Here is a 23,521-nt window from a genome sequence, read left to right on the forward strand (position 1 = left end):
GAAAAAAATTACAGTTTTACGTCACTAAATCGTTAACTTGCTTGCCACGCCACGTAAGTAATTAAGTACTAAACAGAATTAAACTCAAACCAAATGATAAAAGTATTAATAGCTGACAATCATCCCATAGTTCGACTGGGCATTAAGCAGGTGCTCGAATCAAGTCCAGATATTGAGGTCATTGCCGATGTTTCAACAACATCCGAATTATTTGAATCACTTGAAAAAGTTACCCCAGACGTAGTTATGCTTGAAATGGACATTCCTGAAATAAACGGGATTGCCACTTTAAGAAAATTGAAACAAGAGTTCCCCAACGTTAAATCCCTAATGTACAGTGGACAATCTGAAGATGTTTATGCCCTAAGCACCATTCGTGCCGGAGCATTTGGATACTTATCCAAAACAGCAGATTTAGATTACGTGATCACTGCCGTTAGAAAGGTTAGTGAAGGAAACATGTTCATCACCAATGAGCTGGCCCAACGCCTAGCATTTGATGAAGGAACACAAAAGCCAAGAAGGTTCTTTAGAAAACTTTCTTCAAGAGAAGTAGAAGTTCTAAAGCTTTTGGCTAGCGGAAAAAGAAACAAAGAGGTTGCTGAAGGGTTAAACTTAAATGAAAAAACCGTTAGTACCTATAAAGCGCGTTTAATGAAAAAATTAAACGTTGACAACCTGGTAGACTTATTGCAACAGGCGAAAGCTTTGGAGCTATATTGAAATAACCAGTGCAAACTATTTAGGAATCCCGGGCATTTTGTTCGGGATTTTTTTTACCCTAATGTTATAACATATTGGTACAGAAAAGTACAATTATGCAATTGTTATAGGGTAACACAGCCTTAAAACAAATAACAACGTTATATTTGGTACTCACCGCCAAAAATCAGATATAAAGTTTGGAGCATTCTAACCTAAAAACCTACCAACTTCTACTACCCGTCATTTTTTTGTTTGTACTTATTTCGTTTGGTCTGGTAATCGGTCCAAATTATTTAGGACTCAAACAGTTCCCCTTAGAAATCATTTTTTTACTGGCTGCCGTTTTTTCCGCATCCCAGCTAATGATTCTTGGGTATACGTGGAAACAAATTCAAAAGGCGGTCGTTAAAAAAATAGCTAAAGGCTTTCCTATCATACTCATTTTCTTCTCCATAGGAATTCTGATAGGTTCTTGGATGATTTCTGGTACAATCCCAATGTTTGTGTACTACGGAATCAAAATAATCAACCCCGATTACATTTATATCATCGCATTTATTGTCTCCATTGTATTTTCAATGCTCACTGGAACTTCATGGGGATCCATAGCTACAATTGGTGTGGTCGTTATCGGTATTGCATCCATCGCTGGAGTTGATTTGGGAATCACCGCCGGGGCCATAATAGGAGGCGCTTTTTTTGGTGATAAAATGTCCCCATTATCCGATACCACCAATCTTGCTTCCGCGGCTACAGGGGTGAAGTTGTACGATCACATTCACTCAATGATGTATACAACCGTGCCTTCTGCAATAATAGCAGCAACTATCTTTTTCAGTTTGTCCTTTGTTTATCCTCCATCCGCTGAAATTGGTAGTAGTGCAACCTCCGAAGAGACATTAACAGCTATAAATAGCTTGTTCAATTTTAACGTTTTGCTGATTATTCCACCAGCCATAATCCTATATGGATCTATAAAAAGGAAACCTACCGTTCCGGTGATGTTGTTTTCGGCTTTTGCTGCCTGTGTACTATCAGCTATTTTCCAGGATTATTCCTTGCAAGATTTGGTACAGACCCTTTTAAAAGGGTATCATGTGGATATGGCTATATGGGAAACAGCGGTGCCCGACAATGTGGCCACGCTTTTTAACAGAGGAGGACTGTATGCCCTCAACGAAGCCATCTTTTTCACTTTTATGGTGTTTATTTTTATAGGAATTTTAGATTTGGTCAAGGCTATGCCCACCCTAGTAAATATTGTTTTTAAAGGAGTGAAAAAAAAATGGACCTTGATCATCTCTTCTTTAATTGCAACCGCATTTACCAATGCTTTCACATCCAACCAAAGTGCCACCAGCTTTATTATTGGAGATGCCTTTAAACCCGCCTACGATAAATTAGGCGTATCAAGAAAAGTATTGTCCCGATCTATAGAAGATTATGGCACCATGATCGAAACACTTATTCCATGGACGGCCTCAACCCTGTTTGTGGTAGCAACATTAGGGGTAAGTTATGCCGATTATTGGCATTGGCAACTGCTTTCATTATTGAATATCTTTATTGCTCCTCTCCTCGCAATAACAGGAATAGGCTGTTTTCGAAATGAAAGAGCACCCAAAAAATTATAATAGTTAAGAATGAAAAAGTTGAGTACGGAGACCTTATTGGTCCATGATGGTAAAAAGGCGCATAGTAAAGGCGCTGTGGTTCCTCCAATTTATCAAAATTCCCTGTTCACCATGGAAAGTTGGGACGATGTGGACAAGACCTTTGATGATAGAATAAACAATTACATATACACTAGGGGAAACAACCCTTCCGTCAGAATAGTTGAGGAAAAATTGGCCCAAATAGCCGGTGGTGATTCTGCAAAATTATTCGCTTCCGGAATGGGCGCTATTAGCGCATCCATACTGTCCTGTATAGAAAAAGGGAGCCACATAATAACCGTGAAAAACATCTATGGGCCAGCAAATAATTTGCTCCAAACCTATTTTAAGCCCAAGTTTGATATTGAGATTACCTATGTTTCTGGGACCGATGTTAATGAATTTGAAGATGCACTTCAAGAAAACACCTCGCTAATCTATCTGGAAAGTCCATCTTCCGTAATATTAAGTTTGCAAGATATTGAAGCAATTGGTCGTTTGGCCAAATCAAACGGAATAAAAACGGTGATTGATAATACCTGGGCTTCTCCAATTTTTCAAAAACCGTTGAGTTTAGGTGTGGATTTGGAGATTCATTCCTGTTCCAAATACATTGGTGGACATAGCGATGTTGTTGCAGGTGTGGTCATTGGTTCCAAAAATGATATCGACAATTTGTTCACTCGGGAATTTGAATTGTTTGGGGCAAAGGTTGCACCGTTTGAAGCTTGGTTGCTGTTGCGAAGTTTGAGAACACTAAAAATACGGATGGAGCAACATCAAAAAAGTGCATTGGCCATTGCTCAATTTCTAGAGAAACATCCAAAGATTGAAAAAGTGAATTATCCCGGACTAAAGAGTTTCCCTCAATATGAATTGGGACAAAAACAAATGAGTGGGTATAGTGGGCTGATGAGTTTTCAATTGAAAACCAATAATTTGGATGAAATAAAGAAATTCTTCAACGGTCTGTCCCTATTTCAAATAGGTGTTAGCTGGGGAGGGCATGAAAGTCTAATTTATGCTCCTGCCATAAGTTATTTAAAAGAGCTCAGCAAAGAACAGTTTGAAGGCATGGGAATAAGTTTAGGAGATATGCGGATATCAATAGGGCTTGAATCACCTGAAGATCTGATAAAAGACCTTGATTATAATCTATCCAATATTTCATAATGTTGGACAGCTCAGTACAATTTATTGGAAATCCCGAGCAGTTGTTCGGGATTTTTATTTTAGGAAAGTACTCGGTTCAGTTTGGCATTCAATAGTTTATTCAACTGCAGGTAGTTCACAATTTCTTCCAATACCTCAGAATTATCACCATTGTTTCCCTCTGTTCCTTTTTGAAGTTTAAGAATTCGGTTTTTTATCAGGTTGCAGCGTAGTGTAAGTATGGTCTCCCCTACCAATTGTGCCACTCCCTCTCCTTTTTCCTTGGGATAAATGTCTTTCCGTTCCCAATCATGGAGCACATAACGCTCTTCCTCCATTAAAATTGAAGAAACCTCATTTACCATTTCTTGATCCAGATTGGCCAAAAAAGTGTTTACGGTAAAATCCTCACTTTCGTTCAATCCTTCAATAAGTTTGTAATAAATGGCCTTAAATTGTTCATTGGTCAGCTCAATTTCGTCTTCCTGAAGGTCCAAGTATACCTTTTCATATACTTTAGCCTCTACAATCTCAGGTTCCAATACTAAATCTCCTTCCTCGTTTTCTTTTAGTACCAAATCTTCAAACTCTTGCTTTTGATTTCCGTACAAAAGGAGCATTTCAATGATTTTTCTCTCCAACTCGTATTGAACATCGACCTTCTCAGCAGGTTGTTCATTTTTTACGACCTCAAAAGCTTTCTGTTCTTGTTTTAGTTTTTTGGCAGCATCTGCAAAGCCTTTTTTATCTATTTGTGCCAGCGTATTGTAGAGTACCTCTTCAGAAATCTGCATCATTTTGGAACACTCCTGAATATAGATTTCCTTTTTAATGCGGTCAGGAATCTTGCTGATGCTATTTACGATATCTCTAACAGTATCCGCCCGTTTTATTGGGTCATTTGCTGCCTCTTTTGCTAAAAGCGAAGTCTTGAACTGAATGAAATCCTTGGCATTTTCCTCTAAATAGAGTACCAAATCCTCATAGGTATTGTTTTTGGCAAAACTATCTGGGTCCTCCCCTTCGGGGAAGGTACAGACCTTAACGTTCATTCCCTGTTCTAAAATAAGGTCTATTCCACGTAACGAAGCCCGCAAACCAGCAGCATCGCCATCAAAAAGTACGGTAATGTTCTTCGTAAGCCTATTGATCAACCGAATTTGCTCGGGAGTCAGAGCTGTTCCACTGGAGGCCACCACATTCTGCACACCACTTTGGTAAAATTGGATTACATCAGTGTACCCTTCCACCAAATAGCAATTATCCTCTTTCGCAATGGCCTGTTTAGCATAATAGATACCATAAAGCACTTTGCTCTTATGGTAAATATCGCTCTCCGGAGAGTTTAAATACTTGGCCGCTTTTTTATCGCTGGTCAAGATTCTACCCCCAAAACCAAGCACGCGACCACTCATAGAGTGTATCGGGAAAAGTACACGGCCTTTAAAACGGTCAAATTTTCTGGATTCTCCCCCAGCTTGCTCCTTGACTATGGTCAAACCAGTTTTCTCCAAGAATTCCAATTGGTAGCCATTGTCCATGGCTGTTTTGGTAAAGGCTTCCCATTCATCCAGGCCATAGCCCAGACCAAACTTTTTTATGGTTTCATCGGTAAACCCACGTTCTTTAAAATAGGTGAGCCCTATGGCCTTGCCAGGTTCGGTGTCCCACAATGTTTCTGAAAAGTACTTTTGGGCATATTCCGATACCAAGTACATACTTTCCCTTTCATTGGCCTGCTCCTTTTGTTCATTGGTCTGCTCGGTTTCCTCAATCTCAATATTGTACTTCTTGGCCAGATATTTTATGGCCTCTGGGTAGGTAAAATGCTCATGCTCCATTAAAAAAGCCACCACATTGCCTCCTTTTCCACTACTAAAGTCCTTCCAAATCTGCTTTACAGGCGAAACCATAAAGCTAGGGGTGCGTTCATCGGTAAAGGGACTCAGCCCCTTAAAATTGGAACCCGATTTCTTCAATTGCACAAAGTCCCCGATGACCTCCTCCAGACGGGCAGTTTCATATACTTGATCTATGGTAGTTTTTGAAATCAAATCAGTGCTTTGAAATAGCCTTTAAAGGTAAGTAAAAAACGAAATTTTCCTAGAAATAACCATTCGGTCAGATCATATTGGCAATCCATCAATTTAAACCCTCCCAAACTCCAGCTTGTTGCCATTTTTAATACCAATTTTTTCCACTAGACGCAAATATTCAAACAAGCCACAAAATTCTCACTTAACCGATTTCTTTGAAAGAATTCAAAAAATGTACACATTCCATGATAAAGAGAACATTTGACCTTTTTAAACAGCAACTAAACTCAAACCTGTACAAAGGCGACAACGTATATTGCTGTGTATGTGAATCCGGCTTTAAAAAGTTTAAGACGTTTGGGTGGAGAGGAAAAAAGAAACCCAGATGTTATAATTGTGGTTCTTTTCAAAGACACAGATTAATTTGGAAATATCTAAATGACAAGTTTGACATATTAAACAGGCCAATCAAGGTTTTGCATTTTGCTCCTGAAAAAAAGTTTTTTGAAATTCTGTCCAAAAATGAGGTTATTGAATATTATCCCTGTGATTTATATCCAGATAGTTTTAACTATCCCAACTCCCATAAAATACTAAAAGGAGATATTACCGACATCCCTTTTCAATCCAATTATTTTGACTTCATTCTTTGCAATCACGTTTTAGAACATATTCCCGATGACAAAAAAGCAATGTCCGAATTATTTAGGGTTATGAAGAGTGGTGGGTTTGGTATCTTTCAAGTACCCATAGATTATTCCAGGGAGGTCACCTACGAAGATCCATCAATTACCAATCCCAAAGAACGGGAAAAAGAATTCGGCCAATATGATCATGTGAGGTGGTATGGCAAAGATTACCAAGAACGTCTTGAAAAAGTTGGTTTCGAGGTATTCAAAGATGATTTCGTAAATACCTTTTCGCTTAAAGATCAAAACAGATATGGTTTTGATTCAGCCGAGCTAATCTACCATTGCAAGAAAACTGCTTAAACACAAATGAAAAAACCATTCCTGTCCTTCATTTTAATAATGGCCTCCAACATCTGTCTAAGCCAATCCGTTGAATCTGACATCCAAGAAATCAGAACCAAATACCAAAATATTGAGGATTCATTAATTCATGCCACTAGAATTATATTAAAAAGATTACCAAATACCCATCCTCAGTTATGGGTTCTTTCCTTTCATGATACTTTCAAGATAGATTTTTTGGATTGTGCCAAAAATCATAAAGAAGATGCAGTATTAATTGTATACTATTGGAACAACAAAATCAAAAAATTAGCATACTCAGGAAAAGCCATTGATAATTCCAATTTCCGGGAGGTGTTTTTTTATTTTGATAATGGACCCGAATTTTTCGATGGGGAAGTTTTTTTCTCAAATACAAAATTCCAGGATAATGACTCCTCTATTGAGAATGATTGTTTGTCAACCATTACAGAATCAAGATACTACTATAAGCATTCAAAATTGATAAAACATTTGGAAAAGAATTTTTCCATTCATCCAAATGACAATAAAGATGAGATTAAACGCAAATCTGAAAATGCTCCTAACCAAGAAATTGATATTGTTGAAGGCGACATGGGAAATATTAAGGATGGGCATGAAATCATCCAATTCCTGTTTTCCAATGGATATTTGAACTTGGATGGCTATTAAAACATAAGTTAAAATGAAGAAACAATTCCTCTCCCTTGTTTTAACCATGGTTTTCAATACCTGCTTAGGCCAGCCAATAGAATCTGACATCCAAGAAATCAGGATCAAATACCAAAATATTGAGGATTCACTGCCCCATGCCAAAAGGATTATTCTAAACAGAGTTTTTGACAACGTTCCAGAATTATGGGTACTTTCCTATCACGGTGCCTATGAAGTAGATTTAAAGGATACGGTTAAAAACTTTACTTTGGATGCAGAGATAACAGTGTTTTTTTGGAATGGCAAAGTCAAAAAAATTGAGGTTTCAAAATGGGATTGGCCTGATGGCAACTTCTTTAGAAAAAACCAATTCCATTTTGATCAAGAGAGGATATTCTTTTCCTATTCGGAATATCAAAGTTATAACCATTTCAATAATAGCAAACCTTTAGTATCGGTAACAGAAGAAAGATATTATTATAAAAACGATCAAATACTAAGGCAATTATCAAAAAAATTCAGTGCGCGTAGTGGTAATTCCATAAAAGAGGAATCTTTAAAGTCTGAAAACAAGATTGTACCTAATCACTCAACAGAACATCTTCAAGTTGGAAATGAGATGATAAAATGGCTTAGGTCCAATGGATATTTGGATTTAGACGGTTACTAAAATGCCTTTTGGAACAAAACTTGATATCAACAGCATAATCAAGTTAAATCCATACCAATGAAAAGAATACTTCCATTTGCCGCGATGCTGTTTATAGCCCATGATATTCATGCACAAAAGGTCTATTCCACCGACCAAGCATATAAAGCAGATATTAAAGTATTTGTGGTTGATCAAGAGTATAAGGCAGACCTTTTGGTCTATAAAGTAGATGCCGAGTACAAAACCAAGGAAAATGAAGGCAAGTGGTTCTTCACAGATGCTGAATATAAAGCAAAAAAGAAGATTTACTTTGTTGATTCCAATTATAAGGCCGATTTAAGAATTTATTTTGTGGACTCTGCTTATAAAGCGGGCTGGAAAGATAAATCCAAGCAGCATATCATGTATTAACTCAAAAACATCGCCATGTTTTTTGAAGAATAGTAGTTTTGTAGTGATGATTTTATTCTTCGGCACACGTTCCGGTAAAAAACAGACCAAAACATTGTCCAATGTTTCATGTCCACATTGTTCCCAAACAGGGACTTTGACCGCTATCACACAACCCAACTATGTGCATTTGTTCTGGATTCCCATTTTTAAGCTGAAAACATCCCAATTTGCGGAATGTTCGCATTGCAAGCGCGGTTTTTATAAGGAAGAATTTACTTCCGAAATGGAAAGGGCACTATAAAACAGATTCTTTTTTTTAATACGGTGTAAAGCGAAGTCGAGACGCAACAATTGTTCTCGACCTCGCTCAAACTGATAAAATGGTGGTTGGTTACAGATCAAACCGAAAGCCCAAGGAAATGTTGTTTTGCTCTATGGCCGCATCCTTAAATATGGGATTTAAATCGTATTTAATGTATAGGAGTACCCCATCAAAGCCTGCGTAAGCGCTTAGACCATAAATGAGGTCGCTGGTATTGTAATCCCGTTTAAATTTATCTTTTACCTGTTCCCCTTCACGGCTATACTTTAGTTTTTGCCGGGTTCCCAAGTTAAATCCCCCATAGCCGCCAATTCCCATTCTAAATTGGTTCTGAATGGAATATCGTATGCTTTTTTCGGTTTTACGCAATCTGGAGGGGCCAAACTCAAAATGTACCGGAAATACCAAGTTGTCCATTCGTAATTTGGATTTGTCCAATTCAAATTCAAACTCTTCCAACATGGTCTGATTTCCATTTTGGACAAAAATCTGGTTGTTATCCGGTTTTAAACCATTAAATTGAAATGAAAATCCGTAATGGAACCGCAACCAATTTGATCTACTAAATACTCGAGTACGCCACTGCCAACCCATTTCAAAAAACCGACTTCCTCCAATTTTATAGGGTGAATTGTCCAAAGATTGCCCTTCTATCAAGGCATTGTTCAATCCAATTGCAAAAACAAAGTCAGAATAGGTGCGTCTGTCATATTTTATCTCCCTTTTCCACCTACGTGATCTTGAAATAACCAAAGGTTCGCCATTAACATCTATGGTAAAACCTATTCGGTCTATATCAAGGGAATCCACCTCTATTTTAGCCAGAGTCTTGCCTTCATTACGCTCCAGAAGTGAAATTTGATTATCTATAATGCCAATTCTGTTTTCAATATTCAAGGCTCTTTTCTTTGCCGCCGCTTCCTTTAATATTTTGGCTTCACTTTCAGAAATATCCCTGTTCTTCAACCGTTTGTTGATTTCCTCTATCTCAAATTTCAGGGCTTCCTTTTCCTGCTCGGTAATCTTCTCCTTTTGAGCCTTTAAGACTTCTATCTTACGTTCATAAACCTCTTGGGCCATCACAGTTTGGGAAAGAAGCAATACTAAGATTGATGCTAAATACAGTGTAATTTTACTCATGATTGTTTTTGATTTATGCCCTTTCTAACCTCCCATCCTGAAAATCTCAAGATGGGAAAATTAAAAAGGTGTTTTTGATTGATGAATATTTTAATTGTTTCGTTCGGCCACGGCTGTTCTTAGTTTGGAGTAACCATCTTTGAGGGCATCAAAAATTTGTTCCCTAAACGATTCGTTCAGCTCGTCCTCAGCTTCCGCCAATAAAGCCATGGCATCTACTGTACCGTCCGAAGCAAAAAGTTTTTCCGTAAGAATTTCTCTTTGGGCCGTTCTTAAAAGAGCATCTACTTCAGCTTCCGTGACCTCTGTGTTAGTGCTTTCCAGAATCGCTACTTGCTCCACAATTTCATTGATCTTTTGAGCTATCAATGGATCAGACTCAGGTAAAAAATCATCATTGATGGGTTGCTTTACCACATGCTCTACCAATTCTTGTTCAGAAGTGGATTCCAAAGTTCTTTCCTGTTTCATTTCTCTTTGGTGAACCTCCTTTTTTGCATTTATTTCAACAACTTCCAATTGTTCCTGTTCCTTAGTTTTTATCTCCAATATTTCTTCTTTTGACTGAACACCGGTCTTTTTCGACTTGTTTTCCTCCACTACCTGAATAGGGTCTTTATCGGGTGATTTTGATATAAAAAACAGCATTGAAACAATCAGGATACCTATAAAGCTTGCCGCTATGGCATAGGGAAACCATTTTCTTCGCCCTGGATTCTCATCTATAGCCACTTGGGAAGCTATTTTATCCCAAGACTTTGGAGAGGGGGTGATCTTTCGTTCTCCCAATTTTTCTTTGATATGCTTTTCCAACTTTTCCATCATTTTTTCTATTTACCTTTTGACTGTGCTCGAGGTGACATTCCTTTCAGTTGTAAATTTTCCTGAAGCATTTTTCTTGCTTTAAACAACTGGGATTTCGATGTCCCTACGGATATTTTTAGCATCTCTGCAATTTCATGATGCTTATAGCCTTCTATGGCATACAACAGAAAGACCATTTTATACCCTTCGGGCAATGTGTCAATCAAATGTTGTACGTATTCCACATCCAATAATGAAGAGTCATTTTCCAATTCCTTGGATTTAGACTCATAAACCTCATCATCATAGACCACAAATTGTTTTTTTCGTAAATAGGAAATACTCTCCCTAATCATAATTTTCCTGATCCACCCTTCAAAACTTCCTTTATGCTGAAAGGATTTCAAGTTTTGAAAAACCTTTACAAACCCATTTATCATAACATCTTCCGCAAATTGTAGATCCTTGATATATTGTCTACAAACACCCAACATTTTGGGTGCATACTTTTCATACAATTGCCTTTGTATTCGCTGGTTTCCAGCTACAGCTTTTTTAATCAAAAGCTTTTCGTTGGTATATAATGACACAATTTTCAAAAGTGGTCTTGGTTTGTTTTCTATAAAGATAGACGCGGTAGTTTTTAAAAAGGTTGTCTAGGTATAGGATTTTTTTGTTTTTGGTCATGTTCACATACAACCAAATTCATTTTTTTTTAACTGAAAGCATATCTCGACTGCGCTCGATATGACAGGTAAATACCTTTATTGCGATTTATTTTTTGCGATCAACCACATAATTGACCATCAAGGTAAGGGCATCTTTATAGTTGGAATCTGGGTAGTTGTCCAACAAGGATAATGCTTCATCCTTAAACTCCAGCATTTTGGAGACGGCATATTCCAATCCTCCCATTTCCTTTACATAGGCAATGACCTCTTTCACCCTCTTTTTATCCTTATTGTGATTTTTAATGGAGTTGATCAACCAGCGCTTTTTTTCCTTATTGCTTTGGTTTAAAACATAAATCAGTGGAAGGGTCATTTTTTGCTCTTTGATATCTATTCCCGTAGGCTTTCCAATCTTGTCGGCCCCATAATCAAACAGGTCATCTTTTATTTGAAAGGCCATGCCACAAAGCTCCCCAAATTTTCTAAAAGTTTCTACGTGTTCTGAATCCGGTTTAACGGAACAAGCCCCCATACTGCAACAGGCAGCTATCAAAGTTGCTGTTTTTTGGCGAATGATTTCGTAATACACTTCTTCGGTAATATCAAGGAGTCTTGCTTTTTCTATCTGAAGCAATTCTCCTTCGCTCATATCCTTGACAGCATCCGAAATAATTTGCAAAAGGTCATAATCCTTATTTTCCAACGCTACTTGAACTCCTTTAGAGAACAGCAGGTCGCCAACCAAAACGGCAATTTTGTTCTTCCAAAGGGCATTAATGGAGAAAAATCCTCTTCTTTTATGGCTATCGTCCACCACATCATCATGAACCAAACTTGCGGTATGAATCAACTCAATAATGGATGCTCCACAATATGTTCTATCGTTCACAATGCCATCATTGATCACTTTCGCTGTAAGAAACACAAACATGGGACGCATTTGCTTCCCTTTTCTATTGACGATGTAGTACGTTATTCTATTGAACAATGCCACTTTTGAAGACATGGACTTCAGGAACTTATCTTCAAAAAGTTCCATTTCTTGTTCAATGGGCTCCCTAATCTGCGAAACTACCTTCAATGCAACCGTGTTTGGTTAATCTGGTTTGAAAGCCTAAAAGTAGGGAAAATGATAGAGTTCGTTGCTGGATGTTCCAAGTTTTAGGATGGCATGGCAAAACCTTCGGTGAAATGCTGTGGACATTAAACAGTTTATCATAAACTGTGATAATTGAATTTAGCTTTTATTGGCCAACTGTCCACAGGCTGCATCAATATCTTTTCCCCGTGATCTTCTAACGGTGACCGTTATTCCGTTTTTTTCCAAAGTGCGTTGGTACATTTCTACAGCTTGGTTGGATGCCTGCTGAAATTCACCGTCATCAATAGGGTTATATTCGATCAGATTTACTTTTGAAGGGGCAAACTTGCAAAATTTGACCAAAGCATTGGCAGCTTCTTGAGTGTCATTGATTCCTTCCCACACCACATATTCATAGGTAATCCTATTTTTGGTCTTGCTATACCAATATTCCAGGGCTTCGCGCAAATCTTTTAAAGGGAAAGTAGCATTAAATGGCATAATGGATGTTCGTACCTCATCAATTGCCGAATGCAGTGAAACTGCCAATCCAAACTTCACCTCTTCATCCGCCATCTTTTTGATCATTTTGGGAACACCAGAGGTGGAAACTACAATACGCTTGGGTGACATGCCCAAACCTTCAGGGGAAGTGATTTTATCAATTGCCTTCAACACATTGTTATAATTCATCAATGGCTCTCCCATTCCCATAAAAACAATATTGCTCAACGGTCTGTCAAAATACAATCGGCTTTCATTGTCTATAGCGACCACTTGATCATAGATCTCGTCCGGATTTAGGTTCCGCATACGCTTTAACCGTGCGGTGGCACAAAACCGGCAATCCAAGCTACAGCCTACCTGGCTTGAAACACAAGCTGTTGTTCTTGTTTCCGTGGGAATAAGAACGGACTCCACTATCAATCCATCATGAAGTCGTACAGCATTTTTAATGGTCCCATCGGAACTGCGCTGCATTTGATCTACTTGAATGTGGTTGATTACAAAATTATCTTCCAACATCTTCCTTGTCTCTTTGGAAATATTGGTCATGGCATCAAAGGAGTATGCTGATTTTTGCCACAACCATTCATACACTTGGTTACCACGAAAAGCTTTATCGCCCTGCGCTACAAAAAAGTCGCGTAGCTGTTCTTTGGTAAGTGCCCTTATGTCTCTTTTTTTGATTTCCACAAGTCAAATATAATCAAGAAAAAATCCCGAAAAGCTCACTTGCTGAACGGGATTTTGCCTTATGGTCCCACTTAAATGGGCATTTCATTTTTATATGATCAACATCGCGTCTCCGTAGGAGTAAAAACGATATCCTTCTAAAATGGCCTGTTTATAGGCCTTTTTCATTAAGTCGTGTCCAATAAATGCCGAAACCATCATCAATAATGTAGATTTTGGCAAATGGAAATTGGTAATCATACAGTTGGCAATACTGAAATCATATGGAGGGAATATGAACTTGTTTGTCCACCCCTCAAAAGTATTCAAGGTATGTTCTGATGATACAGCGCTTTCCAGTCCTCTCATTACTGTAGTTCCCACTGCACAAACACGTTTTTTATTCGTTTTTGCATTGTTCACCACTTCGGTAGCTTTCTCGTCAATCACCAACTCCTCACTATCCATTTTATGTTTGGACAGGTCCTCTACCTCAACCGGGTTGAAGGTTCCCAGACCAACATGAAGGGTTACTTCGGCAAAATCGACTCCTTTGATTTCCAAACGTTTCAACAAATGTTTAGAAAAGTGCAATCCAGCCGTTGGAGCCGCTACGGCACCTTCGTATTTGGCATAAATGGTTTGGTAACGTTCTTCATCTTCCGGTTCAACATCCCTTTTTATGTACTTAGGAAGTGGAGTTTCTCCTAACTCACGAAGTTTTCTTCTAAAATCGGTATACGACCCGTCATAAAGAAAACGAAGGGTTCTTCCTCTGGAAGTTGTGTTGTCTATCACTTCTGCCACCAAACTCTCATCTTCTCCAAAATAAAGTTTGTTACCAATTCTTATTTTTCTTGCAGGGTCTACCAAAACATCCCAAAGGCGCTGTTCTTGATTTAGTTCACGCAGCAAAAACACCTCTATACGCGCTCCGGTTTTTTCCTTGTTACCGTATAATCTTGCAGGAAATACTTTTGTATTGTTCAAGACCATTACATCTCCTTCATCAAAATAATCAATAAGATCTTTGAACATTTTGTGTTCAATTTTTCCTGTTTCTCTGTGAATCACCATCAATTTGGATTCATCCCTGTTTTCTGCAGGATATTCAGCCAATAATTCCTTGGGTAATTCAAAGTTGAAGTTTGATAATTTCATGTAGAGCTATTTTGGTTTTTCTTAAAAGAGGGCAAATATACAATCTCGGTATAGGGGATGTCAAGTAATTTGGTGATTAAATGCAAATTACATTTACTGAACACTAAAACCGAGGGTTTTAAGATCATTCCAAAAATCTGGATACGACTTGGAAACTACCCCGGCATCATTGACGGCAAAGGTTGTTTTAATTGCCAAGGGACCAAATGCCATGGCCATTCGATGATCATTATAGGTATCTACCGATACTCCAGAAAGGATCTCTTTTGTTGGTTGTAGCGTAAGGCTTTCGGAGTCAATGTCCACTTTTGCCCCAAATTTTTCTAATTCTATCTTCATCGCCGCCAAACGATCGGTCTCTTTTATGGGAAGTGTGTGCAGGCCTGTGAGGTGACACCCCATTCCCAGCCCCAAACAGGTAACGGAAATGGTCTGTGCTATATCAGGGGCATTGGACAAGTCATAATTAACCGTATTAAGCCCACACTCCTTAACCTTGGATAGGGTAATCTGGTTATTGGAAAACTTGGTTTCCACTCCAAAATCTTTGTAGAGTTTTGCCAAAACGCTATCACCCTGCAACGAATTTTCCTTATAAGAGGACAATTTGATTTCAGTACCCACTTCACACATGGCAGCAATGCTATAAAAATAGCTTGCCGAACTCCAATCTGATTCTACTACCAAAGTTGTGTTTTTCACTTGTTCCTTTGGAGCTACTTTTATGGTATTTGCCTCAAATTCTGTGTCCACACCTATCTCCTCCAAAAGTGCCAAAGTCATTTTAATATATGGCACTGAGGTAATCTTACCTATAAGTTCCAATTCCAGACCATTTTGAAGACTTGGCGCAATGAGCAATAGTGATGAAATGTACTGACTACTGATATTTGCTGGTAGAGACACTTTGCTTTTATCCAGCTTTTTCCCCTTTATTTTAATGGGAGGACAGCCTTCTTCACCTTCATATTCAATTTGAGCGCCCAGTTCACGAAGGGCATCGACCAAAACCTTTATTGGACGCTCTTTCATACGTTTCGAACCCGTCAAGACCACTTCTTTTCCAACTTGGGAGGCAAAGTACCCCGTTAAAAATCGCATTGCGGTTCCTGCATGGTGAATGTCGACCTCACCATGGGATGTTGCCAATCCCTTTTGCATGACCTGGCCATCATCTGAATTGGACAGGTTTTCAATGTTGACATTAGGAAAAAGAGCTTGTAGCAATAAAGATCGGTTCGTCTCACTTTTGGAGCCCGTAATCTTTATTGCTTTGGTTATTTTTTTATTGGCAGGAAAGGAAAGTTGGAGTCTCAATGGTTTTAATTTGATTGAAAGCCCAAAGCTAGAAAAAACACCTTTATTAAGCTGTGATGTAACCTGTTTTATTTAAGTTTTTCGTTATTCTGGTGACGATCATGGTCCCGTTTTGTTTTCAGATCCAGTTTTTTATCAAATGATTCCTGTAAATCTATTCCTGTTTGGTTGGCCAGACATAGCACTACAAACAATACATCTGCCAATTCTTCGCCCAAATCTTTGGTCTTGTCTGATTCTTTTTCACTCTGTTCCCCATAGCGTCTAGCTATTATTCTGGCCACTTCACCCACTTCCTCCGTAAGTTGGGCCATATTGGTAAGCTCATTAAAATAACGTACTCCGTGGTTTTTAATCCACTCATCAACAGCTTTTTGGGCGTTTTGAATGTTCATAATCTAGATTTTAGACAAAACTACCTTTTCTGATTCTTTTTCTACAAGTTGTCTATAAAATTCCTTTAATCCATCATAATATAGAGCCGGCATTATTGCTGTATTGACACTAATGGAAGCTCGTAAATTGACCGTATTATTGTTAGAGGACAAATTATATTTAAAAGACCCCATATTGTCCGGAAGTGCTATGGCCATTGGAGCGGGTAATGACTCCACTTTATACCCCTCTGGGATTTTTATGGTGATGATGTATTTATCTTCCCAAGGAAACCCATAATCTATGGGATATTCCCTTTTTTCAGATTTAAAAGGGTTTTCTGTGGTGCACAAATGGAACATGGGGGAGAAATATAGTTTGCCTGCTATAGATTCAAATGCATCTTCTTTAAATATGTTATAGCTCTGAACAATGGGTTTATCCAAATCTGCATTATTTTTTAGGTCAAAGTCTGATATTTCTATATCTCCTTGTTTTTTTTCAAGTTCTTCCAAAAAAGAATCCTCGGTGCCTTTGTTATACATGTTTCTATATAACATAGCATTGTTATTGGTATACTGTTGCCTGTATTGGGCATCAAAAGAACCATCCTCATGCAAATCGACATTCATCATAACCGCATCCAAGGATTTTTTCTTTGGCATTAAATCCATTTCAATGGAATTCCCATCCTCAGAAACCATTCTTCCGTACCAATTCAAGGCTCTAGTTGGCAAAACATCCAAAGTACTATATACACTTGTGGCATCTAAAAGAAAATATTCACTACCAATTTTTGCCGCGGCAACCACATAGTTGTATCCATTAAGGGTTGGAAACAACGGAACTCCATGATCCCTTGTACTTACGAGCACCGGATGTGCTGTTATTCTGGCATATTTTAACATGGCCACCAGCATTAAATTAATATCTGCACTGTTACCCGTACCTTCTTTATATGCTTTTCTAACTCCCTCGTAAGCACTAAATCCTTTATAGGAATTCCACTTTACTTTTTGTTTTACAAATGTCAATACCCTTTTTATTCTTTCTTCTGGATCCGAAACACCTTGTAGAACCACATCCAATTCTTCTTTAAAATACTTTTCCTTATTCAATTCATCTCCAAAAGAACTGCTATTGTATATCGTTTCGACAACATCATCCCAAGTTTTGGAATATACCCTGTGAATACTCCCGGGTATTTCCAAAGAAACTATTTCAAATTTCACCCCAGAACGGAAGTTTTTTATGCTCGAGACAAAACTCTCTTCTTTTAGGGCCGGAACATCAGTAAGGTTAAATGAGGTCTGTGTTATTGAAGCGTCTAATGTATGATCTCTGATTTTTTCAATTTTAGGAATCAGTGGGAGGAATCCTTTTTGCCTTTGGTTGAATTTGAAATACTCCAAAATCTTCATACTTGCATCCAATTTCTTTATTGGAATGGAATGTTGGAATATAAATTCATCTATGTTCTGAACGTAGGGAGATGAAATTTTATACTCAAATTCAACCACCGAACCTGCTTTGACATTAGGCATGGTAAATTTTACCTGATTCGTATTCTTGGAATATTTGGATTTAAATACCCCATCTTTACTAAGCTTTGTTTTGACAACTTCACCATTCTCCAATGTGTATGTATAGCCCTTAATGGAAGAAGCTTTTTCCTCATCACCACTACCTTGGTATAAATTGATGGTCTCCGTTGCAAAATCGAAGCCTTCAGTATTATAGATTTTTATGCGTTTATGAACTTCGGTGATAAGCTCCAGTCCCTGCCCTTTTATATACCTGTGGTATGAGCTTCTTTTTTTGTAGAGATAAGCTGCTACCGCTGATGAATCTTTGGCATACACCGTTTCTTGAAGCTCTTCTTTGGAAACCTTTCCAAATTTATAATCTTGCGCTTTTAGATTTCCCGCTACAATCAGGAGTAGGATAAAAAGGTTTTTTTTCATTACTGTTTTTGGTTTGTTAAAACAATCTTTTGGTTGTCGTTCTTGGCAATAAATCTTCTAAATGACCTATAGTCACCATATTCTTCCTTGGTATAATCTCCTTTTTTTATCAACAATTTTCTTTTATACAAGAGTTGGTTTTCATTTTTCTTTAGAACCTCCATTTCATAAGAACCAAATTTTGTCTCTTTTGCAATTTTTGCAGGAAGCGCATTAAATTGAAAGCTTTCCGGTATTTCAATAACATATTCATCTTCGTCCAAATATCCTCTCTGAATTCTAAAGGGCATTTTCCTGTTCCTGTATCTGGTGGGAACATAATTATTGTTGTTAAATGCGTTTAACGTAAATATCAAATCTTCCCCTGTTTTGGAAACATAATCTGTTGCTTCCATAGTCACTTCTTCGGTAAAGACTATTTTATTTTTATCATTATCAAAATTGTAAGTCTTTATTTTAAGTCCATTAATGTTGTTCCATGCATTCTTGTAATGTTTAATTACATCTTCTTTTGAATCGGTTTCCAGGCCAAAACGGTTATCGTACTGAACACCTTGGGTTTTAATTGTTGTTTCACCCACAATGGAAAGATCTTCCAAAATCTTATATTTCCCTTCAACTTTTTGATGGTTATCTTCATTGATATATGCAGTGGTCCTAACTATTTCACCTCCCTCAGGTTTAACAACAAGCACTTTTCTGTCATCCGTAAAATCACCGATAAATCCAAAAGGATGTACTTGTGAGGTACAATCTATCCAATGCAATTTATTGTTATAGGGAATGGCCAAAATTGCATGGTTTCCTTGAATCAAATCAGCAAAATCGTCTTCAAAATCCACCTTGGTATTTCCCGCTTGGACAACTGCATAATAAGATTCAACGTTAACCGCCTCCAACAATGCTTTTGTATAATTGGAAAGTCCTTTGCAATCTCCATATTTAACTCTATCCACCTCAACTGCACTAATGGGCTGAAAACCACCAATTCCTATCTGGACACTGATATATCTGGTATTTTCCTGCACATATTGGTAAATAATCTTGGCCTTTTCCAAATCGTCTTCAATTCCGTTTACAAGCGTTTTTGCTTTAGCAATGGTTCCTTCGTCCAATTTTGTCCTTCCGGATAAGAGTTTCTCATCTATCCAAATCCCCATTTCTTTCCAATTGTCAATTTTGGCATTAAACCCTTTGTAATGAAAATTGGGCAGTCGCACGGATAATTTTGGTGAAAGCTTATTAAACGGAGGACTTAAACTCTCTTGTTTAATGGCCGCAATGCCATCCGATGTGTAACCTGTAATATTGGAATCATTTGTTTTTTGAAATGCTATCCCAGATAGGTTTTGTTCCTTGATTATTGGTTTTAACTCCTCCGACGGATACGAAATTGTGTAGTTACTTTTTTCCACACTAAGCCCATATCCTGAAACAAAATACCAAGAAGGAAATGCACCCGTATCGGTGGTTTCTATCTCATAAGTGAACTCAAGGGTGTAAGGGTATTGTGTTGGAACATATCTATAATAAAGAATTCGGTCATCCAAGTACAGGGAAAATCCGTCGACGGCAGCAATATCCCTAAAATCTTTTCTTTTGATATGCTCCAGTTCTTCACCAGAACCATCATATACAAACGCCTCTATCTTTTTTATTTTCCTTTGCTTATCATAGGATGCCGATGTTCTTGCATACCTATCCCCTTCTTTATTGAGCACAGTCACAACCTGCCTTACGTTATAGGTCATTTTATCAATGGCCTCTATTTGGATGTTCATTTCATCCAACCTCGCAATAGCATTGGCATTCTTTAGAAGTTCTTCAGGAATGGTGCTGTAACTGTAATTTTGTGAAAAAGAAAATTGTATACTGGCTAAGAATAGAAAAAAAGTAAGAATTCGCATTAAGATTGGTAGGTTGAATTGTGTAGCGCTAAATTGTTAATTTTCTCACAAAATATAAAAACAATTTCGACTAACAGCCCCTATTCCCTGTTTTTTGTGTCAATTAGAATAGTTACAGGCCCGTTGTTAAGCAAATCCACTTTCATATCGGCCCCAAAAATTCCTGTTCCAACTTTTCTTCCTAGGGTCATTTCCAATTGCTTCACAAAAGCCTTATAAATTGGAATGGCTACTTCAGGCTTGGATGCCTTGATGTATGATGGCCGATTTCCTTTTTTGGTAAGCGCATGTAGCGTAAACTGACTTACCACTATAATATCTCCCTCAACATCTAGAACGGAACGGTTCATAACACCATCATCATCTCCAAAAATGCGAAGATTAGTAATTTTCTTGGACAGCCAATCTATATCTTCCTTGCCATCCGCATCCTCAATGCCCAAAAGGACAAGGAGTCCATTTTCAATGCTTGAAATAGTTTTGCCCTCAACTGTTACGCTAGCCCTTGAAACGCGTTGTACAACTGCTCTCAATCCTTGTTATTTATAAATATCCACTCTATAATTTTCGTCCTCCCCCGTTACCATTTGTACATAACTTCGATATCGACTCCAAGAGATTTCATCATTTTCCAGTGCTTTCTTGATGGCGCATTTAGGTTCGTCCAAATGAAGGCAATTGTTGAATTTGCACTCTGATTTGAGTTTAAAGAACTCGGGGAAATAATCGCCAATCTCGTCCTGATCCATATCCACAATACCAAATCCCTTGATTCCAGGTGTGTCTATAATTCTTGCACCAAAGGAAAGATCATACATTTCGGCAAAGGTTGTGGTGTGCTGACCTTGTAAATGTTGTTCTGAAATTTCTGCAGTTTTTAGTTTTAACCCAGGTTCCAATGCATTGACCAAAGTGGATTTTCCTACACCGGAATGACCTGCAAACATGCTGGTTTTATCCACCATCAATTCCTTCACCAATTCCACATTAACACCCTCCTTGGCCGCAATATCTATGCAATGATATCCAATTTCTTTGTACAACTGCACCAAATAATCCACCTCAACCATTTCCCCATCATCGTAAATATCCATCTTATTAAACAAAAGCACCACAGGAATGCCATAAGCCTCCGCAGTAACCAAAAAACGGTCTATAAAGCTGGTAAATGTAGGTGGGTTGTTCAATGTAATCAACAGAAAAACCTGATCCAAATTGGCTGCAATAATATGTGTCTGTTTAGATAGGTTTACGGATTTTCGGATGATGTAGTTCTTGCGTTCCTTAATTTCGGAAATAACGGCAACTTTTTCGTCACCAATCTCCTTCAAATCAAAAGTTACAATGTCGCCCACGGCAACAGGGTTTGTGCTTTTAATACCTTTAATTCGGAACTTGCCCTTGATTCGGCATTCATAAAAACTACCGTCCTCTGTTTTAACAGTGTACCAGCTTCCAGTAGATTTATAGACAGTTCCCAACATTATTTTTTAACATTTTCATTGCAAAGAAACAATAATCCTCTTATTGGTACGATATATGTAGTTAACAGTTTATTAAACCAAAATAATTTAATCATGAAAAAAATCTTTTTTATCGCAGTGATAGCCCTAGCTGCAACAGTTGAAATGAATGCACAACAATTTAAGGTTATTACCAGCGTGGAATCCATTGTACCAAACGGTCTGGGACGTTCCAGAATCGTTAATGCCTTGGAGGATAAAGATTACAGGGAATATACCAGTGTACAGACTGAGGAGGACAACACCCGAAACAAATCAAAAAGAGGGGATATCCGTGTAAAGAATTTTGAAGAAACCAAACTGTTGAACTTCTATAACCTTGGTGGTATCCGATTCCAAAATATTGCTGCCAATGATGCCTTGATTACTTCTATGATCAATGATATGGTTGCCAATGGATGGGAATTGGCCTTTGTAAACAGCGCCGTAGAAAGTGAAGGCGGGAAAGGTGATGGTCAAGGTATTTTTATTACCCGATACATTTTTAAGAAATAAAATCTAAAGATTTTAGCCATATACGAAGCCCTTTGCTTGAGCAAAGGGCTTTTTTATTTCCCTAAATGCAACCCTTTACCCCATGCAATTGTCTTTTTGGTATAGAAAAGAAAAATAATCATGAAGAAAATTTTATTTGTTGCAAGTTTAGCATTGACCATGAGTTTTGGGGCAAGTGCCCAAGAGTATAAGGTAATCACCAGTGTTGAGTCCATTGTACCCAACGGGTTGGGTAGATCAAGAATCATCAATGCCTTAGAGGATAAGGATTATAGGGAGTACACCAGTGTACAAACCGAAGATGACAATACTCGGAACAAATCGAAAAGAGGTAAAATCAGGGTAAAAAACTTTGAGGAAACCAAATTGTTGAACTTCTATAACATTGGTGGAATTCGTTTTCAGAATATTGCCGCCAATGACGCCATGCTAACCTCCATGATCAATGACATGGTAGCCAACGGTTGGGAATTGGCCTTTGTAAACAGCGCCGTTGAAAGCGACGCAGGTGAAGATGATGGCCAAGGAATCTTTGTGACCCGATACATCTTCAAAAAATAAACCAGTAAAAAAACAAAAAAGGCCCCTTATTGATAAGGGGCCTTTTTTTATAGCTTCAAAATATTAGTCCACTATATAGATTCTTCCTCCGGCAAAAGTGTTCTTGTAAACTTTTTTAGGCTTTCCATACACATGTACATCCCCTCCAGCCTTTACATTGATATCCACCTGATCGGACGCAAAGACATCTGCTTCTCCTCCCGCTGAAATTCTTACATCCGTAGTAGCTGTTCTTAAATCCTTACCATCAAAAATACCTCCAGTATTTATTACTATACTTTGATTTTGAGCCAATCCCGAGGCTTGAACAATCCCACCCGTTACCGCTCTTATATCGGCATATCCTACATCCATCCCAATACGAATCACAGCCCCTTCTTGCGCCTTGAGTTCGATTCTGTTTTTCTTCACCATTTCGTTACAGGTAATCTTAGCCCCTTCGTTGCCATCAATAACGTCCAAATTGGTGTAGAAAACTTCAATCAAGGTATCCTCACCTAAAAATTTCCTATCCAACTTCATCCTTAGTTTCAGTACACCATCCCTATTCATCCAGATAATATCATCCACATTTCTTCCTTTTATCACTATCCTATCTTCATCAGATTGGATAAGATTTACTTCTATTAGGTCAAAAACCTTGATTTTGCTAAACTCCCCTACCTCTGTATCAATCATTCTTTGTGAAAAAATGGTAGTAGAAAAGAATATTAGACCGAGTGTAAACAGTTTTTTCATAATTGTTCGTGTTAACTTTTTAAAAGATGAAGTTTTTCAGCAAC

The 23,521-nt window shown here is 38.0% G+C and carries 24 protein-coding genes; 10 read left to right on the forward strand and 14 right to left on the reverse strand.

The genetic code is table 11. The annotated features are described in order from the left end of the window. The first annotated feature begins 93 nt into the window (after positions 1 to 93). The 3 genes from ACOQO1_RS09445 (at position 94) to ACOQO1_RS09455 (ending at position 3,533) form a co-directional block, all read left to right on the forward strand. The gene (locus ACOQO1_RS09445; RefSeq protein WP_420602628.1) at positions 94 to 723 is read left to right on the forward strand and encodes a response regulator; all 630 of its coding nucleotides are present in this window, start codon (positions 94 to 96) and stop codon (positions 721 to 723) included. A 179-nt stretch (positions 724 to 902) separates the two neighbouring features. Continuing rightward, complete coding sequence (gene nhaC, locus ACOQO1_RS09450) at positions 903 to 2,339, forward strand: Na+/H+ antiporter NhaC (RefSeq protein ID WP_420602629.1); 1,437 nt, start codon at positions 903 to 905, stop codon at positions 2,337 to 2,339. 9 nt (positions 2,340 to 2,348) lie between these two features. After that, positions 2,349 to 3,533: a trans-sulfuration enzyme family protein gene (locus tag ACOQO1_RS09455; protein ID WP_420602630.1), complete on the forward strand. Its 1,185-nt coding sequence runs from the start codon at positions 2,349 to 2,351 to the stop codon at positions 3,531 to 3,533. 59 nt (positions 3,534 to 3,592) lie between these two features. Here ACOQO1_RS09455 and dnaG read toward each other — a convergent pair whose 3' ends face one another. Further along, complete coding sequence (gene dnaG, locus ACOQO1_RS09460; RefSeq protein ID WP_420602631.1) at positions 3,593 to 5,566, reverse strand: DNA primase; 1,974 nt, start codon at positions 5,564 to 5,566, stop codon at positions 3,593 to 3,595. A gap of 227 nt (positions 5,567 to 5,793) precedes the next feature. On the opposite strand from dnaG, the gene ACOQO1_RS09465 reads away from it, so the two are divergent. From ACOQO1_RS09465 to ACOQO1_RS09485, 5 genes are read left to right on the forward strand one after another with little or no spacing between them, the layout of a single operon-like run. Further along, a complete protein-coding gene (locus tag ACOQO1_RS09465; protein ID WP_420602632.1) occupies positions 5,794 to 6,540 on the forward strand; it encodes a class I SAM-dependent methyltransferase in 747 nt (248 codons plus the stop codon). Positions 6,541 to 6,546: 6 nt separating this feature from the next. Then, positions 6,547 to 7,215 (forward strand): hypothetical protein, encoded by a 669-nt coding sequence (locus ACOQO1_RS09470; RefSeq protein WP_420602633.1) that lies wholly within the window; start codon positions 6,547 to 6,549, stop codon positions 7,213 to 7,215. A 13-nt stretch (positions 7,216 to 7,228) separates the two neighbouring features. Then, positions 7,229 to 7,867 carry a hypothetical protein gene (locus tag ACOQO1_RS09475; protein WP_420602634.1) on the forward strand — a complete coding sequence of 213 codons (639 nt, stop codon included), beginning with the start codon at positions 7,229 to 7,231 and terminating at the stop codon, positions 7,865 to 7,867. 57 nt (positions 7,868 to 7,924) lie between these two features. Next, on the forward strand, positions 7,925 to 8,260 hold the full coding sequence (locus ACOQO1_RS09480) for a DUF6150 family protein (protein ID WP_420602635.1): 336 nt from the start codon (positions 7,925 to 7,927) through the stop codon (positions 8,258 to 8,260). A gap of 22 nt (positions 8,261 to 8,282) precedes the next feature. Next, on the forward strand, positions 8,283 to 8,543 hold the full coding sequence (locus tag ACOQO1_RS09485; protein WP_420602636.1) for a zinc-ribbon domain-containing protein: 261 nt from the start codon (positions 8,283 to 8,285) through the stop codon (positions 8,541 to 8,543). 90 nt (positions 8,544 to 8,633) lie between these two features. On the opposite strand, the gene ACOQO1_RS09490 is transcribed toward ACOQO1_RS09485, so the two are convergent. The 12 genes from ACOQO1_RS09490 to rsgA form a co-directional block, all read right to left on the reverse strand. Then, positions 8,634 to 9,704, reverse strand: a complete 1,071-nt coding sequence (locus ACOQO1_RS09490) for a hypothetical protein (protein ID WP_420602637.1) — start codon at positions 9,702 to 9,704, stop codon at positions 8,634 to 8,636. Between the two features lie 90 nt (positions 9,705 to 9,794). Beyond that, positions 9,795 to 10,529, reverse strand: a complete 735-nt coding sequence (locus ACOQO1_RS09495) for a hypothetical protein (RefSeq protein WP_420602638.1) — start codon at positions 10,527 to 10,529, stop codon at positions 9,795 to 9,797. Positions 10,530 to 10,534: 5 nt separating this feature from the next. Then, positions 10,535 to 11,107 carry an RNA polymerase sigma factor gene (locus ACOQO1_RS09500; RefSeq protein WP_420602639.1) on the reverse strand — a complete coding sequence of 191 codons (573 nt, stop codon included), beginning with the start codon at positions 11,105 to 11,107 and terminating at the stop codon, positions 10,535 to 10,537. A 175-nt stretch (positions 11,108 to 11,282) separates the two neighbouring features. Beyond that, the gene (locus ACOQO1_RS09505) at positions 11,283 to 12,260 is read right to left on the reverse strand and encodes a polyprenyl synthetase family protein (protein WP_420602640.1); all 978 of its coding nucleotides are present in this window, start codon (positions 12,258 to 12,260) and stop codon (positions 11,283 to 11,285) included. 156 nt (positions 12,261 to 12,416) lie between these two features. Further along, positions 12,417 to 13,457 carry a 23S rRNA (adenine(2503)-C(2))-methyltransferase RlmN gene (gene rlmN, locus ACOQO1_RS09510; protein ID WP_420602641.1) on the reverse strand — a complete coding sequence of 347 codons (1,041 nt, stop codon included), beginning with the start codon at positions 13,455 to 13,457 and terminating at the stop codon, positions 12,417 to 12,419. A gap of 90 nt (positions 13,458 to 13,547) precedes the next feature. Then, complete coding sequence (gene queA, locus ACOQO1_RS09515) at positions 13,548 to 14,597, reverse strand: tRNA preQ1(34) S-adenosylmethionine ribosyltransferase-isomerase QueA (RefSeq protein ID WP_420602642.1); 1,050 nt, start codon at positions 14,595 to 14,597, stop codon at positions 13,548 to 13,550. 93 nt (positions 14,598 to 14,690) lie between these two features. Further along, positions 14,691 to 15,914: a 3-phosphoshikimate 1-carboxyvinyltransferase gene (gene aroA / locus ACOQO1_RS09520; RefSeq protein WP_420602643.1), complete on the reverse strand. Its 1,224-nt coding sequence runs from the start codon at positions 15,912 to 15,914 to the stop codon at positions 14,691 to 14,693. Positions 15,915 to 15,982: 68 nt separating this feature from the next. Beyond that, complete coding sequence (locus ACOQO1_RS09525) at positions 15,983 to 16,309, reverse strand: nucleotide pyrophosphohydrolase (RefSeq protein ID WP_420602644.1); 327 nt, start codon at positions 16,307 to 16,309, stop codon at positions 15,983 to 15,985. Between the two features lie 3 nt (positions 16,310 to 16,312). Continuing rightward, positions 16,313 to 18,253 (reverse strand): transglutaminase domain-containing protein, encoded by a 1,941-nt coding sequence (locus tag ACOQO1_RS09530; RefSeq protein ID WP_420602645.1) that lies wholly within the window; start codon positions 18,251 to 18,253, stop codon positions 16,313 to 16,315. Beyond that, complete coding sequence (locus tag ACOQO1_RS09535) at positions 18,253 to 20,160, reverse strand: DUF3857 domain-containing protein (RefSeq protein ID WP_420602646.1); 1,908 nt, start codon at positions 20,158 to 20,160, stop codon at positions 18,253 to 18,255. Before ACOQO1_RS09535 ends, ACOQO1_RS09530 begins: the two co-directional genes overlap by 1 nt. 80 nt (positions 20,161 to 20,240) lie before the next feature. Then, the gene (gene dtd / locus ACOQO1_RS09540; protein ID WP_420602647.1) at positions 20,241 to 20,693 is read right to left on the reverse strand and encodes a D-aminoacyl-tRNA deacylase; all 453 of its coding nucleotides are present in this window, start codon (positions 20,691 to 20,693) and stop codon (positions 20,241 to 20,243) included. 6 nt (positions 20,694 to 20,699) lie between these two features. Then, complete coding sequence (gene rsgA / locus ACOQO1_RS09545) at positions 20,700 to 21,644, reverse strand: ribosome small subunit-dependent GTPase A (protein ID WP_420602648.1); 945 nt, start codon at positions 21,642 to 21,644, stop codon at positions 20,700 to 20,702. A gap of 93 nt (positions 21,645 to 21,737) precedes the next feature. Here rsgA and ACOQO1_RS09550 point away from each other — a divergent pair, with 93 nt between their 5' ends. After that, a complete protein-coding gene (locus ACOQO1_RS09550) occupies positions 21,738 to 22,178 on the forward strand; it encodes a hypothetical protein (protein ID WP_420602649.1) in 441 nt (146 codons plus the stop codon). A gap of 120 nt (positions 22,179 to 22,298) precedes the next feature. Beyond that, positions 22,299 to 22,739 (forward strand): hypothetical protein, encoded by a 441-nt coding sequence (locus ACOQO1_RS09555; RefSeq protein ID WP_420602650.1) that lies wholly within the window; start codon positions 22,299 to 22,301, stop codon positions 22,737 to 22,739. A 63-nt stretch (positions 22,740 to 22,802) separates the two neighbouring features. On the opposite strand, the gene ACOQO1_RS09560 is transcribed toward ACOQO1_RS09555, so the two are convergent. After that, a complete protein-coding gene (locus ACOQO1_RS09560) occupies positions 22,803 to 23,477 on the reverse strand; it encodes a head GIN domain-containing protein (protein ID WP_420602651.1) in 675 nt (224 codons plus the stop codon). Positions 23,478 to 23,521 lie beyond the last annotated feature (44 nt).

It is taken from the genome of Flagellimonas sp. (genome assembly GCF_965222555.1).
GTDB lineage: Bacteria > Bacteroidota > Bacteroidia > Flavobacteriales > Flavobacteriaceae > Flagellimonas.